This is a genomic window from Mesorhizobium sp. M8A.F.Ca.ET.208.01.1.1, from assembly GCF_004791315.1.
Lineage (GTDB): Bacteria > Pseudomonadota > Alphaproteobacteria > Rhizobiales > Rhizobiaceae > Mesorhizobium.
The window spans coordinates 1,379,525-1,395,013 of sequence record NZ_SRUT01000001.1; the positions used below are offsets into that span (position 1 = coordinate 1,379,525).

The 15,489-nt window shown below is 62.2% G+C and carries 21 protein-coding genes; 14 read left to right on the forward strand and 7 right to left on the reverse strand.

Annotated features, from left to right (window positions below):
- The first annotated feature begins 14 nt into the window (after nucleotides 1–14).
- Nucleotides 15–569 carry an alpha/beta hydrolase gene (locus tag EN851_RS07015; protein WP_127280660.1) on the forward strand — a complete coding sequence of 185 codons (555 nt, stop codon included), beginning with the start codon at nucleotides 15–17 and terminating at the stop codon, nucleotides 567–569.
- Nucleotides 570–588: 19 nt separating this feature from the next.
- Here the strand turns inward: EN851_RS07015 and EN851_RS07020 are convergent, their stop codons facing one another.
- Both EN851_RS07020 and EN851_RS07025 read right to left on the reverse strand, forming a co-directional pair.
- The gene (locus EN851_RS07020; RefSeq protein ID WP_127280659.1) at nucleotides 589–1,362 is read right to left on the reverse strand and encodes an HpcH/HpaI aldolase/citrate lyase family protein; all 774 of its coding nucleotides are present in this window, start codon (nucleotides 1,360–1,362) and stop codon (nucleotides 589–591) included.
- Nucleotides 1,363–1,471: 109 nt separating this feature from the next.
- Nucleotides 1,472–1,792 (reverse strand): DUF1476 domain-containing protein, encoded by a 321-nt coding sequence (locus tag EN851_RS07025; RefSeq protein ID WP_127280658.1) that lies wholly within the window; start codon nucleotides 1,790–1,792, stop codon nucleotides 1,472–1,474.
- Nucleotides 1,793–2,068: 276 nt separating this feature from the next.
- On the opposite strand from EN851_RS07025, the gene purC reads away from it, so the two are divergent.
- From purC to EN851_RS07060, 7 genes are all read left to right on the forward strand, one after another.
- Nucleotides 2,069–2,863 carry a phosphoribosylaminoimidazolesuccinocarboxamide synthase gene (gene purC, locus EN851_RS07030; protein WP_013532127.1) on the forward strand — a complete coding sequence of 265 codons (795 nt, stop codon included), beginning with the start codon at nucleotides 2,069–2,071 and terminating at the stop codon, nucleotides 2,861–2,863.
- Nucleotides 2,864–2,906: 43 nt separating this feature from the next.
- Complete coding sequence (gene purS / locus EN851_RS07035) at nucleotides 2,907–3,149, forward strand: phosphoribosylformylglycinamidine synthase subunit PurS (protein WP_127280770.1); 243 nt, start codon at nucleotides 2,907–2,909, stop codon at nucleotides 3,147–3,149.
- An 18-nt stretch (nucleotides 3,150–3,167) separates the two neighbouring features.
- Nucleotides 3,168–3,422, forward strand: coding sequence for a hypothetical protein (locus tag EN851_RS07040; RefSeq protein ID WP_135915481.1), 255 nt, complete (start codon nucleotides 3,168–3,170; stop codon nucleotides 3,420–3,422).
- Nucleotides 3,419–4,087 (forward strand): phosphoribosylformylglycinamidine synthase subunit PurQ, encoded by a 669-nt coding sequence (gene purQ, locus EN851_RS07045; protein WP_127280766.1) that lies wholly within the window; start codon nucleotides 3,419–3,421, stop codon nucleotides 4,085–4,087. The genes EN851_RS07040 and purQ overlap by 4 nt, the downstream gene beginning before the upstream one ends.
- A 64-nt stretch (nucleotides 4,088–4,151) precedes the next feature.
- A complete protein-coding gene (locus EN851_RS07050; protein ID WP_135928832.1) occupies nucleotides 4,152–4,817 on the forward strand; it encodes a glutathione S-transferase family protein in 666 nt (221 codons plus the stop codon).
- Nucleotides 4,814–5,221 carry a hypothetical protein gene (locus tag EN851_RS07055; protein ID WP_135880197.1) on the forward strand — a complete coding sequence of 136 codons (408 nt, stop codon included), beginning with the start codon at nucleotides 4,814–4,816 and terminating at the stop codon, nucleotides 5,219–5,221. Before EN851_RS07050 ends, EN851_RS07055 begins: the two co-directional genes overlap by 4 nt.
- Nucleotides 5,222–5,228: 7 nt before the next feature.
- On the forward strand, nucleotides 5,229–5,870 hold the full coding sequence (locus tag EN851_RS07060) for a Pr6Pr family membrane protein (RefSeq protein WP_135918701.1): 642 nt from the start codon (nucleotides 5,229–5,231) through the stop codon (nucleotides 5,868–5,870).
- Nucleotides 5,871–5,878: 8 nt separating this feature from the next.
- Here the strand turns inward: EN851_RS07060 and EN851_RS07065 are convergent, their stop codons facing one another.
- Complete coding sequence (locus EN851_RS07065; protein WP_189521817.1) at nucleotides 5,879–6,121, reverse strand: DUF1127 domain-containing protein; 243 nt, start codon at nucleotides 6,119–6,121, stop codon at nucleotides 5,879–5,881.
- A 103-nt stretch (nucleotides 6,122–6,224) separates the two neighbouring features.
- On the opposite strand from EN851_RS07065, the gene EN851_RS07070 reads away from it, so the two are divergent.
- Nucleotides 6,225–7,634 (forward strand): PLP-dependent aminotransferase family protein, encoded by a 1,410-nt coding sequence (locus EN851_RS07070; RefSeq protein WP_135928834.1) that lies wholly within the window; start codon nucleotides 6,225–6,227, stop codon nucleotides 7,632–7,634.
- Nucleotides 7,635–7,702: 68 nt separating this feature from the next.
- On the opposite strand, the gene EN851_RS36195 is transcribed toward EN851_RS07070, so the two are convergent.
- Entirely contained in the window at nucleotides 7,703–7,867 is a 165-nt protein-coding gene (locus tag EN851_RS36195; protein ID WP_167531216.1) for a hypothetical protein, read from the reverse strand.
- A gap of 232 nt (nucleotides 7,868–8,099) precedes the next feature.
- Here EN851_RS36195 and purL point away from each other — a divergent pair, with 232 nt between their 5' ends.
- The 5 genes from purL (at nucleotide 8,100) to EN851_RS07095 (ending at nucleotide 13,180) form a co-directional block, all read left to right on the forward strand.
- Nucleotides 8,100–10,331, forward strand: a complete 2,232-nt coding sequence (gene purL, locus EN851_RS07075) for a phosphoribosylformylglycinamidine synthase subunit PurL (protein ID WP_135928835.1) — start codon at nucleotides 8,100–8,102, stop codon at nucleotides 10,329–10,331.
- A gap of 20 nt (nucleotides 10,332–10,351) precedes the next feature.
- The gene (locus EN851_RS07080) at nucleotides 10,352–10,903 is read left to right on the forward strand and encodes a hypothetical protein (protein ID WP_245520702.1); all 552 of its coding nucleotides are present in this window, start codon (nucleotides 10,352–10,354) and stop codon (nucleotides 10,901–10,903) included.
- A 122-nt stretch (nucleotides 10,904–11,025) separates the two neighbouring features.
- The gene (locus EN851_RS07085; protein ID WP_015318146.1) at nucleotides 11,026–11,259 is read left to right on the forward strand and encodes a BolA family transcriptional regulator; all 234 of its coding nucleotides are present in this window, start codon (nucleotides 11,026–11,028) and stop codon (nucleotides 11,257–11,259) included.
- Nucleotides 11,260–11,410: 151 nt separating this feature from the next.
- On the forward strand, nucleotides 11,411–11,746 hold the full coding sequence (gene grxD, locus EN851_RS07090; protein ID WP_013895877.1) for a Grx4 family monothiol glutaredoxin: 336 nt from the start codon (nucleotides 11,411–11,413) through the stop codon (nucleotides 11,744–11,746).
- Nucleotides 11,747–11,956: 210 nt separating this feature from the next.
- Nucleotides 11,957–13,180 (forward strand): multidrug effflux MFS transporter, encoded by a 1,224-nt coding sequence (locus tag EN851_RS07095; protein WP_189521819.1) that lies wholly within the window; start codon nucleotides 11,957–11,959, stop codon nucleotides 13,178–13,180.
- Between the two features lie 18 nt (nucleotides 13,181–13,198).
- Here the strand turns inward: EN851_RS07095 and EN851_RS07100 are convergent, their stop codons facing one another.
- The 3 genes from EN851_RS07100 to ttcA form a co-directional block, all read right to left on the reverse strand.
- Entirely contained in the window at nucleotides 13,199–13,597 is a 399-nt protein-coding gene (locus EN851_RS07100; RefSeq protein ID WP_135928836.1) for a cell envelope integrity protein TolA, read from the reverse strand.
- A 69-nt stretch (nucleotides 13,598–13,666) separates the two neighbouring features.
- Entirely contained in the window at nucleotides 13,667–14,494 is an 828-nt protein-coding gene (locus EN851_RS07105) for an inositol monophosphatase family protein (RefSeq protein ID WP_127281100.1), read from the reverse strand.
- Nucleotides 14,484–15,371 (reverse strand): tRNA 2-thiocytidine(32) synthetase TtcA, encoded by an 888-nt coding sequence (gene ttcA, locus EN851_RS07110; protein ID WP_135928837.1) that lies wholly within the window; start codon nucleotides 15,369–15,371, stop codon nucleotides 14,484–14,486. The genes EN851_RS07105 and ttcA overlap by 11 nt, the downstream gene beginning before the upstream one ends.
- Nucleotides 15,372–15,489: the final 118 nt, after the last annotated feature.

Below are 15,489 nucleotides of genomic sequence, written 5' to 3' on the forward strand. Positions count from 1 at the left end.
GCTATCTCAGCGCCATGAAAGTCAAAGACGCAGATATCCTGATCATTCCCGGATACACCAATTCCGGACCCGAGCATTGGCAGACCCGCTGGCAATCGAAGCTGTCGACCGCGCGCCGTGTGGAGCAGGCCGAATGGTCGAAGCCGGTGCGCGAGGACTGGACGGCGAGCGTCGCCAAGGCGGTCAACGAGGCCGAGAGACCTGTCGTTCTCGTCGCTCACTCACTGGGAGTGGCCGCGGCCGTACAGGCCATTCCGAAATTTCAGAAGCCGGTCGCCGGCGCCTTCTTCGTGGCACCGCCCGACGTCGCCAATGCCAAGATCAAGCCGAGGCATCTGATGACCTTCGGCCCCTATCCGCGCGAGCCGCTGCCATTTCCCTCCATCGTGATCGCCAGCCGCAACGATCCCTTCTGCCCCTTCGATGTCGCCGAGGACATCGCCGGCGCCTGGGGCTCGCTGTTCATCGACGCCGGCGAGACCGGTCATCTCAGCGAGGATTCAGGCTTTGGCCCGTGGCCCGAGGGATCGATGACCTTCGCCAAGTTCCTGACAGACCTGAAGGCTTAGCGTCCGTGGTCGCGCTGCATCAGGCGCCGATGGAATCCTTGATGCCCTTGAGCAGGGTCTTTGCCCCCAGCGAAATCAGCGCATGCTCGGAGCCCGTGGCGAGCAGGCGGTAGCCCATCGACACGACGCGGCCGGCGATAGCGGGTTCGACGACGTAGATCGCCGCATGCTTGCCGGCCTTTCGGGTGCGCTCGGCAACCGAGGCCACTGTCTCCATCATGCTTTCGAGCGTCGAGTTGACTGTCGCGCCGTTCGACCAGGCGATCGAGAAATCCGATGGGCCGAGGAAGATGCCGTCGATGCCGGGGGTATCCAGTATGCCGTCAAGCGCATCGAGCGCCGCGCGCGTCTCGACCATCGCAAAAGCCATGGTGCGCTGATTGGTGTCGCGCAGCCATTCGGCATAGTCGCCCTTGCCATGACGGGGAAAGGCATAGGTCGGGCCCCACGAGCGCTCTCCGAGCGGCGGATATTTCATGGCGGCGGCGAACAGCTTGGCATCGGCCACCGAGTTGACCATCGGGGCAATGACCGCTTCGGCGCCGAAATCGAGGGCACGGCTGGCCATGTCGAAACGGCCAACAGGGATGCGAACCAGCGCTGGCTTGCCCAGGGCCAGTACCGGCGCCAGGCCGCGCAGGACGCTGTCCTCGTGATGGCCGCCATGCTGCATGTCGAGTGTGACGGCATCGAAGTCCTGCCTGGCGAGGATCTCCACGGTCAAGGCGTCCGGCACGCCAGACCAGGCGGTGACCAGCGTTTCATCTGCGGCAAGACGGGACTTCAGGGACATCTAATCTCTTTCCTTATTGACGTCGCCAGTTTCAGCCGGAAACCGCCTCAAAGGCAAAGAAAAACCGCCCGGATCGGCCGGGCGGTCGATTGGTCCAGTAAGAGGCCGATCAGGTATTCCTGATCTGCTCGATCGCCTGCGCCATCAGTTCGTCCATGGTGCGGCGGATCTGATGATCGGACTGCTCCACGCCTGCAGCGTCGAAATCCTTGCGGATCTTGCGGAACACGTCATGGTCGCCGGCTTCCTCGATGTCGGAAACAACAACTTCCTTGGCGTAGGCGTCGGCGTCGGAACCGGATTTTCCGAGCTTTTCGGCGGCCCACAGACCAAGCGCCTTGTTGCGCCGCGCCGAAGCCTTGAACCGAAGCTCCTCGTCGAATGCAAATTTGCGCTCGAAGCCCTCTTCGCGGTCTTTCATGCTGCTCATGGCGTCCCTCCGGGTCAAATCCGATTCGTTGGCAGGTGAATATGTGTGTTGCCGAAGCACAAACCAAAAGGTCGCGGGCCGGTCAATATGCTTCGTCATATGCTGCGCTGCGGCATTTCAGTCCCGAAAGCGGTTGATTCGAAGGATTTGCCGATTGAGCAAACGATGTGATTGGGATAGACCCGGCATTGAACGTCACCGTCGCCGCGCTAATTCAGGCGGACGGACAGGAAGTGGTCCCTTACCGCCTGCCCGCAAATCCAGAGAAAAATTCAAATGAAAAATCGCCGCCGCATTTATGAAGGCAAGGCCAAGATCCTCTATGAGGGACCCGAGCCGGGCACGCTGATCCAGTTCTTCAAGGACGACGCCACCGCGTTCAACAAGAAGAAGCACGAGGTCATCGACGGCAAAGGCGTGCTCAACAACCGCATTTCCGAATACATTTTCAATCATTTGAACCGCATGGGCATTCCGACCCACTTCATCCGCCGGCTCAACATGCGCGAGCAGCTGATCAAGGAAGTCGAGATCATCCCGCTCGAAGTGGTGGTGCGCAATGTCGCCGCCGGTTCGCTGTCCAAGCGCCTCGGCATCGAGGAAGGCACCGTCCTGCCGCGCTCGATCATCGAATTCTACTACAAGGCCGACGCGCTCGACGATCCGATGGTTTCGGAAGAGCACATCACGGCGTTCGGCTGGGCAAGCCCGCAAGAGATCGACGACGTCATGGCGCTTGCCATCCGGGTCAACGATTTCCTCTCCGGCCTGTTCATGGGCGTCGGCATCCAGCTCGTCGACTTCAAGATCGAGTGCGGCCGCCTGTTCGAGGGCGACATGATGCGCATCGTCGTGGCCGACGAGATTTCGCCGGACTCCTGCCGCTTGTGGGACGTGGCGACGCAGGACAAGCTCGACAAGGACCGTTTCCGCCGTGACATGGGCGGCCTCGTCGAGGCCTATCAGGAAGTCGCCCGCCGCCTCGGCATCATGAACGAGAACGAGCCGCCGCGCCCCACCGGTCCGGTGCTGGTCGCCTCGACCGACGGTCTCAAAGGCAAGCCGCACTGATTGCGGCTTGCAACCCGACATTCAGAACAGGAGCATGTCCAGCGTGATCAAGGCCCGCATTACCGTCACCCTCAAGAATGGCGTTCTGGACCCGCAAGGCAAGGCAATCGAACACGCGCTGTCGGGGCTGGGCTTCGATGGCGTCGGCGCGGTGCGGCAAGGCAAGGTGTTCGACGTCGAACTGGCGGAAAGCGACAGGGCCAAGGCTGAAGCCGATTTGAAGGCCATGTGCGACAAGCTGCTGGCGAATACGGTGATCGAGAATTATAGTGTGACACTTACCTGAGGTTGTGTCGGAGGCACTATGCCGGAAGTCACGAATGAGTTGATGTACGAGTTGCTGAAGCGCGTGCATCACGAAATTGGTGAGCTTCGTCAGGATGTTTCCGAAACGAAACGGGAATTGAATGTAATGCGAGGTCACATGGTGGCAACGCAAAGTGACATCCACAACATCTATGGCATTCTCGCCCGCCAGGATGATCGACTTGAACGCATAGAACGCCGTCTCGACCTGCGCGAACTTGCCGAAGCACAGAGGCCTTACGAACCAAAATGAAAACAGCCGTCGTCCTCCTGCCTGGCCTCAATCGCGACCGCGACATGATCGCGGCGCTGACCAAGATTTCCGGACAGGCGCCGGCAACCGTCTGGCAGACCGATACCGAAATCCCCGATGTCGATCTGATCGCCATTCCCGGCGGCTTTTCCTTCGGCGACTATCTGCGTTGCGGCGCGATCGCGGCGCGCATGCCGGTGATGCGGGCAGTGGCCGAGAAGGCGGCCAAGGGCGTGATGGTGATCGGTGTCTGCAACGGGTTCCAGATCTTGGTCGAGGCGGGATTGCTGCCGGGTGCGCTGATGCGCAACACCTCGCTGAAATTCGTCTGCCGGCAGGTCAAGCTCGAGATCGCCAACGCCAATACCATGTTCACCCGCCGTTACCAGCCGGGCCAGATCATCCGCTCGCCGGTGGCCCATCATGACGGCAATTACTTCGCCGACGCCGAGACGCTTGCCCGCCTCGAAGGCGAAGGCCAGGTGGTGTTCCGCTATGCCGAAGGCACCAACCCGAACGGCTCGATCAACGACATTGCCGGTATCATCAACGAACAAGGCAATGTGCTCGGCCTGATGCCGCACCCCGAGAACCTGATCGAAGCAGCGCATGGCGGCAGTGACGGCAGGGCGTTGTTCGAAGGCGCCTTGGGCATTGCCGCTTGAAGTTTGCAACCGCAACCTTAAGAATTGCGGCAATTCAAAATCATAGGGTGAGGGAGAGACGGTCATGAAACTCTATTCGCGGCCGTTGTCGCCCTACTCTTCGATCGTGCGCGCACTGGCCTATATCAAGGACGTGCCGCTCAAGATCATCGCGCCGCCGCCGGGTTTTCCGATCCCCGAAGAGTTTCGGGCCATCTCGCCGATGAACCGCATTCCGGTGCTGATCACCGGCTCGGGCGAAACCATCGTCGAATCGGTGGTCATCGCCGAATATCTCGAGGAGCGGTTTCCGGAACCGGCACTGCTGCCGCCTGACTCCAAAGACCGCGCCCTGGCGCGCATGTTCGCCCGCATCACCGACCTCGACGTGTTGACGCCGACAATGAAGCTTTTCGAGCTGCATTTCATGCCGAAGCGCAACAATGCCGAGATCGAAGCCCAATTCGCCCGTCTCCACCATGGGCTGGCGGCCATCGAGGCGCGGATGGCGCAAGGCCCCTTCGCGCTCGGCAGCGACATCAGCTTTGCCGATGCCTGGCTGACGCCGACGCGGTTCATCTTCAACAATTTCCGCGCCATGACAGGTCGCCACGACCTGCTCGACGCCTATCCCAAATTCGATGCCTATGAGCAGATCGCCTCGCAGCATCCCGCATTGTCCAGGGTATGGGGCGAGATGACAGACGGCCTGAAGATCTTCCTGTCCGAACTCGAGATGGGTGCCGCTTGATCAAGAGCAAGACGGTCGCCTTCGTCGCCGCGGCAGGCTTTGCCCTGGCATCGTGCCAATCGACCCCGAAGAGCACGCCTGTGCCCTCGGGCAAGAGTGCTGCGCTGCTGGCCATGGAACAGGTCGCGATAGCAGCCCACAAATGCTGGATCGCCAGCAAGGATCCGGCCTTCAAGCAGTATCAGATGGCCAATGAGCTGAACTCGTTCAGCGGCACGCCGCGCTTCCTTCTGGTGCCGGCCAAGCACTATGGCGGCAAACCGTTGCTGGTCGTGCAGGCGCAGGGGAATTCAAGCCGTGTCGACGTCTTCGGACCGTTGATGAACGACCCGCTCGGCGCCCGCATCAGTTCTGATATCGCGCGCTGGCAGGCGGGCAATCCGACCTGCGCAGCCACCGCTTGAGCCAGCCATGGGCCGGTTCCTGCAGATCGCGGGATTGGTTGTTGGCCTGATCGCGCTCGTCCTGCAGTTCTCGATCACCATTCCGGCATCGATGGAAGCGGGCCGCGGCCTGCTCGGCTCGATCGTGTTCTATTTCAGCTTCTTCACCATCCTGACCAACATTGGCGCCGTGCTGGTCCACATCTCGCTGTTGTCATCCAGCGGCTATGCCTGGCTGCCTGCCTTTGCCGGCCCCCGGATGCGCGCGTGCGTCGCGGTCTCGATCACCCTGGTCTTCATCGTCTATGCCACGGTACTGGCGCGGCTCTGGCAGCCGCAGGGCCTGTTCCTGCTCTGCGACGTCCTGCTGCACTATGTGACGCCGGTGCTGTTCGTGCTGTGGTGGCTGATATCAGGCGCCGACGGCAGAACGCGATGGAGCGACGTCTCCTGGTGGGTTGTCTATCCCATCGCCTATCTGGTCTATTCGCTGGCGCGGGCGCCGCTGGCGGGCGAGGTGCCCTACCCCTTCCTCGATATCGCCAAGAACGGCGTCGGGAGCGTCACTGTCGCGGCGCTCGCCATCACCGCGCTGTTCCTGGTGATATGCGTCGTCGCCGTTTTCGTCGATCACGGTGTCGGGCGCCTCAGGAGAAAAGGCCACCGATAGACCGGTCGCTATTCCCACAGCGGCTTGATGCCCTCGCGGTGGGCGTCGCAGCGCGAGATGCCGATGTCCTTGAGCTGATCGTCGGTCATCTCCAGCAATGCCAGCCGGCCGCGCCGGCGCTCCAGCAGATGGCCGATCCATTTCGCCAGCGACCTGACCACTTGCACAAGCCGGCTGGCGAAGCCGCGCTGCCCGGACGGGCGGGTCGGCTGGCCGAGCAATTCGGTTGCCGAGTGGCGGAATGTTGCGATTGTATCCGTTTTCTTTCTGCCAAAATTATCGATTGCACCCCTTTTAGTGCCTCATTAATTATGTATTGACTCCCGAAACGGTGCAATATAGAAAATTGTCACCATGACAAATTGGATTCCAGATCTCACGGGTTCAGGTCCGCTGTATCAGCGCCTCGCGGATTCCATCGAGGCGGATATCGACCGGGGAGTGATCGGCGCGGGGGCAAAACTGCCGCCACAGCGCGATCTCGCCTACGACATCGGCGCCACTGTCGGCACGGTCGGTCGGGCCTATCAATTGCTGCGTGAGCGCGGCCTCGTCAGTGGCGAGGTCGGACGGGGGACCTATGTGCTCGGCGAAAACATTGCCATTACAAAGCCAGAGGCGCCCGACGCCAGCGTGGAAGGCACGCGTTATGTCGACGCCCCCACGGACAAGCTGCGGTTCGACAGCACGGCAGCCCCCGACATTGGCCAGGGCGCCATTGTCGCTGACGTGCTCTCGCGTGCCGCGCAGGACCATCCGCATGAGATTTCGAGCTACACGCGCGATTTTCCTGATCGCTGGTACGAAGCCGGCGCCCGGTGGCTGTCACGAAACTCCTTCCGGCCAACGACCGATACAATCGTCCCCACCCTCGGCACCCATGCCGCGGTGATGGCCGCGATCGCGGCCCTGACCACGCCCGGCGACTATGTCGCCTTCGAGCACCTCACCTACTCGCAGATTTCCCGCAGCGCAGGCCTGATCGGCCGGCGCACCGCGCTGGTGGCATCGGACGATGAAGGCCTCGATCCGGCGGATTTCGAGCGCGTCTGCGCACAAAAACATCCCACGATGATCTTTCTGATCCCGACGGCGCAGAATCCGACCCTGGTGACCTTGTCACCGGCGCGCCGCGAAGCGATCGCGCGTGTCGCCCGTGAATACAACGTCATCCTGATCGAGGATGACCTCTACGGCCATCTGACCGACGACCCGACACCGCTGCTTGCCGAATTTGCGCCCGAACGCACCATCATTGCCGGCGGCCTGTCGAAATCGGTCGCCGCCGGTCTGCGTGGCGGCTGGCTGTCCTGCCCGCCCGCCTATCGCCATCGCATCCGCGTCGCCCACAAGATGATGACCGGCGGCATGCCGTTCCTGTTGGCGGAGGTGAATGCCCGGCTGGTGCTTTCCGGCCAGGCCAGCGAAATCCGCAAACGCAGCATCGCGGAGATCGGCGCCCGCATGTCCATTGTGCGCGAAAGCTTGGCAGGCTTCTCGTTCAAATCGCACGACAAAGTTCCGTTCGTCTGGCTCACCCTGCCCGATCCCTGGCTTTCCGGCACGTTCAAGAATGCCTGTCTCGAGCACGGCGTGCTGATCGACGACGAGGATGAGTTCAAGGCGGGGCGCTCGGAGCGGGTTTTCCATGGGGTGCGCTTCGGCGTTTCGCAGCCGAGGCGGCGCGAGGATATTGCCGGCGGCGTCGCGGTAATCAGGCGGCTGCTGGACGAGGGCCGCGCGGGCTACGACAGTTTTTCCTGAACCCACCCGCCCTGCTTGCCTCAATATGCCGCCCTGCGAAACCGGGACTTGTCAGCACCGGACCCGGATCAGCCTTCGGCCTTGAAGTTCTTGGCTTCCTTCTCGGCCTTGTCCTTGCCGTGCTTCTCAGCCAATTCCTTGGCCTGCCGGGGCGAAACGTCGGTGGTCTCCGCGATATGGAGGGCCTCCTTGTCCGAGAGGCGATTGTCGTTCTTGCCTTGCTTGGTAGCCATCGTGCTGTCTCCTGGGTGATAGGGACCTAACGGCTGGGACATCATGGCGTTCCCCATTTGACTTTGCAGGGCTGCAATAGCTGGCGGCGTCTTTCGTCGCGTACGAAAGACCCATCGGGGTCATCACCCTGTTGCTTTCTGCCTTTTTCCTCCGCCGACGGGTGTATCGGCCGCAAAGCTTGCGATAAGAGGAGACTCAAAATCCCTGCTCCATGGACATAAATCGCCGCCCATGACCATTTCCAATTCCGTACCGATCACATCAGAGCTCATCGCCGCGCATGGGCTGAAGCCCGACGAATATCAGCGCATCCTCGACCTCGTCGGACGCGAACCGAGCTTTACCGAACTCGGCATCTTCTCGGCGATGTGGAACGAGCACTGCTCCTACAAATCCTCGAAGAAATGGCTGCGCACCTTGCCGACCACAGGTCCGCAGGTCATCCAGGGCCCGGGCGAGAATGCGGGCGTGGTCGACATCGGCGACGGCGACTGCGTCGTCTTCAAGATGGAAAGCCACAATCACCCCTCCTTCATCGAGCCCTATCAGGGTGCGGCGACCGGCGTCGGCGGCATCTTGCGCGATGTCTTCACCATGGGCGCGCGGCCGATCGCGGCGATGAACGCGCTGCGCTTCGGTGCTCCCGACCATCCCAAGACCAGGCATCTCGTCGCCGGCGTGGTTTCAGGCGTCGGCGGCTACGGCAATTCCTTCGGCGTGCCGACGGTTGGCGGCGAGGTCAATTTCGACGCCCGCTACAACGGCAACATCCTGGTCAACGCCTTCGCCGCGGGCCTTGCCAAGACCAATGCCATTTTCCTGTCCGAAGCCAAGGGCGTCGGCCTGCCTGTCGTCTACCTCGGCGCCAAGACCGGCCGCGACGGTGTCGGCGGCGCCACCATGGCGTCGGCCGAGTTCGACGACAAGATCGACGAGAAGCGCCCGACAGTGCAGGTCGGCGACCCCTTCACCGAAAAATGCCTGTTGGAGGCCTGCCTCGAACTGATGGCCTCGGGCGCCGTCATCGCCATCCAGGACATGGGTGCGGCCGGCCTCACCTGTTCTGCCGTCGAAATGGGTGCCAAGGGCGACCTCGGCATCGAGCTCGACCTCGACAAGGTGCCGGTGCGCGAAGAGCGCATGAGCGCCTACGAGATGATGCTGTCGGAAAGTCAGGAACGCATGCTGATGGTGCTGCGTCCCGAAAAGGAAAAGGAAGCCGAGGCGATCTTCCACAAATGGGGCCTCGACTTCGCCATCGTCGGCAAGACCACCGACGATCTGCGCTTCCGCGTGCGGCACCAGGGCGACGAGGTCGCCGACCTGCCGATCAAGGACCTTGGCGACAAAGCACCGGAATACGATCGTCCGTGGGTCGAGCCGAAGAAGCGGGCGCCGCTTGGCGCCAACGATATCCCGCAGACCGATCTCGCCGATGCACTGTTGAAGTTGCTCGGCGGACCGGACCTGTCGTCACGCCGCTGGGTGTGGGAACAGTACGACACACTGATCCAGGGCAATTCGCTGCAGCTTCCGGGCGGGGATGCCGGCGTGGTGCGGGTCGAGGGCCATCCGACCAAGGCGCTGGCTTTCTCGTCCGACGTGACGCCGCGCTATTGCGAGGCCGACCCTTATGAGGGCGGCAAGCAGGCGGTGGCCGAATGCTGGCGCAACCTGACCGCCACCGGCGCGCTGCCGCTCGCCGCCACCGACAATCTCAATTTCGGCAATCCCGAACGGCCGGAGATCATGGGCCAGCTGGTCGGCGCCGTGAAAGGCATCGGCGATGCCTGCCGGGCGCTCGGCTTCCCGATCGTGTCCGGCAACGTCTCGCTCTACAACGAAACCAACGGCCAGGGCATCCTGCCGACACCGACCATCGGCGGCGTCGGCCTTATATCGGACTGGTCGAAGATGGCGCGGATCGGCTTTGCGGCGGAAGGCCAGATGATCCTGCTGGTCGGCGCGCCGGCTTCCTGGGGCACGCATCTTGGCCAGTCGGCCTATCTCAGGGATATCCACGGCCGCAACGATGGCCCGCCGCCTCCGGTCGATCTCGAGCACGAGAAGCGCGTCGGCGACCATGTGCGTTCGCTGATCGCGTCCGGCATCGTCACGGCGGCACATGACGTCTCAGACGGCGGCATTGCGGTGGCCTTGGCCGAAATGGCGATGGCGTCCGGCATCGGCGCGACCGTTCCCGGGCTTGTCGGCACCGATCCGATCCCGGTCTGGTTCGGCGAAGACCAAGGCCGCTATCTCCTGACGCTGTCGATCGATCCGCATGGCGATGAATGGGATGCTATCCGCAAGCAGCAGGGCGAACTCGGCATCTTCGCGCCGTGGATCGGCTCGACGGGAGGCAACGCGCTGAAGCTCGGCGATGCCAGGGCAATCCCGGTCAGCGATCTGACCGCCGCCCATGAAGGCTGGTTCCCCCGCTTCATGGACCAGGCCAGTTGACGAGAGCATGATCCCGAAAAGTGGAAACCGGTTTTCGGAAGAAGATCCTGCTCAATCATAAGAAACTGGCCGTACGGGCGCTGCTTGCAGTCGTCTTCTGGCCGTCGCTGTTCTTCTTCTGGTGCCTCGGGCCGTTCGTCTTCTTCCTGCTGTCGACGACCTCGAGTGAGGTTTGTACCAGGCTGGAAACACGCGCGGAGTTTCTGGCCGCGGCCAACGATACGCTTCCGATGCTTGTCCTGCAGAACCTCATCTATGCGGTTCCGATCGTCTGCCTGGTGCTCTGGAACCGGCTGCTGCCGGAGCCAACGCGGGCAAGGCACGTCGTCACCTGCATCAAGCTTTTCGCCGTCTCGGCTGTTTTGGGAGCCTCGTGGGAGTATGGGTCTTCGCTTGTCTGCGATGGTTACGGCCAGCCGTTCTTCTCGTCAGCCTGGCAAATGACCAGCTATCTGCCGATTGCCAACCTGGCGGTCAACATCCCGCTCTACGTGCTGGTCTTCAGCCTTGGCCGCGCCTTTTCGATGCGCGAGGACGAGCCGGCGCAGGGACCGGGCGAAACCATCTCCTGAGCACCAACAGAGCGGACACTGGACGGAACCGCTTCAATCCGGATTGGAAAGGCTCTAGGCTTGGCCGACTCTCATCGCACGGGCCGCCGCGCCGCCGCCCTCCCGAAACAGGAAATTCTGCAATGGCAATGGACGCGCACGACATCGAAAAACTGATCAAGGACGGCATTCCGGACGCTCGCGTGACGATCCGCGACCTCGCCGGCGATGGCGACCATTACGCGGCCGAAGTGGTGGCCGAGAGCTTTCGGGGAAAAAGCCGCGTTCAGCAGCACCAGATGGTCTATGACGCGCTGAAGGGCAATATGGGCGGCGTACTGCACGCGCTGGCGCTGCAGACCAGCGTTCCCGACTGAGGCATTTCCCGCCGACACGCTTGGCCCAAAACGGCCCATTCTTTGCGCCATTCGGGTGATGGCATGGCTAAAGTCTTGTTTCGGGCAACCTATGGGTTTATTTGAAAGGCATGCTTCGAGCCTGACTCCCACGGGCGTGAAAGGATATTCCATGAGCGGTATCAACGACTACATCGACAATGAAGTGAAGGGCAACGACGTCGTCCTTTTCATGAAGGGCACGCCCGGCTTTCCGCAATGCGGGTTTTCCGGCCAGGTCGTCCAGATCCTCGACTATATCGGCGCTGACTACAAAGGCGTGAACGTCCTGGATTCCGCCGAATTGCGCCAGGGCATCAAGGACTATTCCAACTGGCCGACGATCCCGCAGCTCTACGTCAAGGGCGAATTCGTCGGCGGCTGCGATATCATCCGCGAAATGTTCCAGGCTGGCGAATTGCAGACCTTCCTCGTCGAGAAGGGCGTGAGCGTCAAAGGCGCCGCCTGACTTCGGTTTGGGCCATGTCGATATCGACATGCCCCCGACCACCAGGGCTGCCCCACCCCGGCAGTTTTTACATCCCGGATTCCGGGATCAGCACGAGCCAATGCGCCGGCCCGCCGGCGCGTTTTCGTTTGAGAGATCGGACTTGCCGTGGACCAGCAGAAATCAGCGCCGCAAGGGGCAAGCACCTTGCCCGGGGCAAGCCAATTGCCCATTCCGCGCTGGGAGTTCATCGCGCTCTGCGCGGCGCTGATGGCGCTCAATTCGCTGGCTATCGACATCATGCTGCCGGCGCTGCAGCAGATCGGCGCCTCGCTCGGCGTCGAGAATGAAAACCACAGGCAATATGTGGTCACCGCCTACATACTGGGTTTCGGCGGCGGCCAGTTGTTCTTCGGGCCGATCTCGGACCGTTACGGGCGCCGTTCGCCGCTCGTCGCCGGCCTGATCATCTACGTGGCGGCGGCCGCCGCAGCCGCGATCGCGCCGAGCTTCGAGACACTTTTGATATGCCGCGCCGTGCAAGGCATCGGCGCGGCGGCCACGCGCGTGATCGCGGTCTCGATCGTGCGCGATACATTCGACGGCCGGCGTATGGCCGAAGTCATGTCGCTGATCTTCATGGTGTTCATGGCCATTCCGGTCGTGGCGCCAGGCATCGGCCAGTTCATCATGCTGTTCGCGACCTGGCACTGGATCTTCGTCACCATGGCCGTCGGCGCGCTGGTCGTGTCGGCATGGTCGTTGCTGCGCCTGCCCGAGACGCTGCATCCCGAATATCGCCGGCCACTGACGGTCTCCTCCATTGTCGGCGGCTTTCGCATCGTGCTCACCAACCGCATCGCGCTCTGCTATGCCTTCGCCAGCACGTTCATCTTCGGCGCCATGTTCGGCTTCATCGCCTCGGCGCAGCAGATCTATGTCAACATCTTCAACGTCGGCGAGATGTTTCCCGTCATCTTCGCCGGTGTCGCCGGCGTGCTCGCCTTCTCCAACTATCTCAACTCGCGCCTCGTCGGACGTATCGGCATGCGCCGCCTGTCGCAAGGCGCGCTGCTGCTGTTTCTGGTGATCAGCCTGGCCTGGCTCGTGGTTTCACTGGAAATGAAGATGCCGCTCTGGCTGTTCATCACTTTCTTTGCCGGTGCCATGCTGCCGTTTGGCTGCCTAGGCGCGAATTTCAATGCGTTGGCCATGGAGCCGCTCGGCCAACTGGCCGGTACGGCGTCGTCCATTCTGGGTTTCATGCAGACGTTTCTCGGCGGCATTCTCGGCACGCTGATCGGCCAGGCTTTCAACGGCACGGTGACGCCGCTGGCCGCTGGCTTCTGCAGCGTCTCCGTCGCGGCGCTGCTCATGATCCTGATTGCCGAGCGCGGCAAGATGTTCCAGCCGCAGAACGCACCCGTCTCAGGGCACGTCACCGACCTGCACTGACTTGTCGTTTGCGGGTGGTCAGGATGTACCTTCGAGCGACGCCGTGAAGCGAGGAGAAAGCATCCGCCCCGCGATCGCTCCACCCATGCCATCTGAAAAGGGCAACGGCAAAGCGTCGTCGAGCGCCTTGAGGATGGATGCCACGAAGGCCCGGCCGAGCTGGGAATCGGTTCCCAGGTCGGAATAGGTGGCACGAGGCTTGCCGATCAGGGTGCCGTTGCGGCGGAGCGAGAACCGCAGCGTCAAGGACATGCCCGCGGTTCCTGGCGGCGGCCGCCAGCATGCATAGATGGCGTCCGACATCTCCTTGATGGTGTCGATGGGATCGGTGCTACGGCAGGGATGCTCTTGCGAGAGTGCCCCGTTGCAATTCGCAAACAAGGCAAGTGCCGCAAAAACCGCGAACCGACGTTTCATTCGGGAGCCTCCGCCAAACGCACCGATTCAACCCGCACAACCCAACAGTTCAAGCCACAGGAATTGATCCTATTCCGCCCACAATTCGTGGCGCAGGTCCTGCCAGCTGTCCTGGTCCGGTGCGACAAGCAGACCGCCGTCGACATGGGACGGCAGATAGGCGCTGCCGTCGATGCGCGCGGCATGGCCGCCGGCTTCCTGGTGGATCAGCACGCCGGGCAGATGATCCCAGGGCATCAGCTTGTTGTAGACGACAAAATGCGCATGTCCGCTGGCCAGCAAGCGATATTCGTGGGCGGCGCAGCGATAGCCGAATTGCGACAGTGCCTTGGTCTGGTTACGAGCGAGGCGTGAGCGCTCCGGCTCGTCGAGATATTGCCAGGATACCGCGCCCGTCATTTGCGAGATCGGCACGGGCGCCGCTACATGCACTTTCTCCAGGCTGCCATGGGCATGCCTGATATGGCTGCCGGCGCCTTTGGCGGCGATGAGCCAATCCTTGCCGACCGGATCATGGATGATGCCCGCGACCGTCTCGCCCCTGACCACGACCGCCAGCATGACGCCGAACAGCGGCACGCCGGATGCGAAATTGAAGGTGCCGTCCACCGGATCGACGGTGAATGCCAATTCGGCATCGCCCAAGCCATCGAGCAGCGCCGGATTGTCGGAGCAGGCCTCCTCGCCCACGACCATGGCCGACGGATAGCGCTCGCGCAGCCTGGCGGTGATCAGCCGCTCGGCGTTGACATCGGCCTCCGTCACCAGATCGGCGGCGGAAGTCTTCTGCCTGATATCGCCATCGCCCAATCGGCGAAAGCGCGGCATGATTTCAGCGTGGGCTGCCTCGGCCAGAATCCCGGCCAGCCAGTCGATGGCGGTATCGTCAAATGTCATCGGAAATGTCTTGCCTGATCGCGAGGGTTTCATTGAGGGCGGCGAAATCGAACAGCTTTCGGTCGAGCAAATGCGACGGCCTGGTGTTGGACAGGGCGCGGATCATCGTGTCCTTGCGACCAGGCATGCGCTTTTCGATGTCCTCGAGCATCGCCTTCATGGCGTTGCGCTGCAGCCCTTCCTGGCTGCCGCAGAGATCGCAAGGGATGATCGGGAATCGCATCGCGGCGGCGAATTTTTCCAGATCGACCTCGGCGCAGTAGCTCAGCGGCCGCAACACCATGACGTCGCCGTCGTCGTTGAGCAGTTTTGGCGGCATGGCGGCAAGCCGACCACCGTGGAACAGGTTCATAAAGAAGGTTTCGAGGATGTCCTCGCGATGATGGCCGAGCACCAGCGCCGAACAGCCCTCCTCGCGGGCGATCCTGTAGAGATGGCCGCGCCGCAGCCGCGAGCAGAGCGAGCAATAGGTGCTGCCTTCGGGGAGCTTGTCGGTGACGACCGAATAGGTGTCCCGGTATTCTATCCGATGCGCGATGCCGTTGGCGTCGAGATAATCGGGCAGGATATTCTTTGGAAAATTCGGCTGGCCCTGGTCGAGATTGCAGGCCAGCATTTCGACCGGCAGCAGCCCGCGCCATTTCATGTCGAGCAGCAAGGCGAGCAGACCGTAAGAATCCTTGCCGCCCGACAGCGCGACCAGCCAGCGCTCGCCGGGCTTCACCATCGAAAAGTCCTCGATCGCCTGGCGGGTCTGCCGCAGCAGCCGCTTGCGCAATTTGTTGAACTCGACCGACGACGGCACCTCGGCGAACAGCGGATGGGAGCCGCCTTCGGCGGCTGGTTCAAGCGTTTCGATGTCTGGCTGCAAGTTCATGGCACGGCGGCCCCTGAATGTGACTTCCGCCCGGATTAGCGCATCGGCCGCAAAATCGAAACGGCAAAGCGGATGCCCGAAACAAAAAGGCCGCCTCGAAGGCGGCCTTTCCGATATC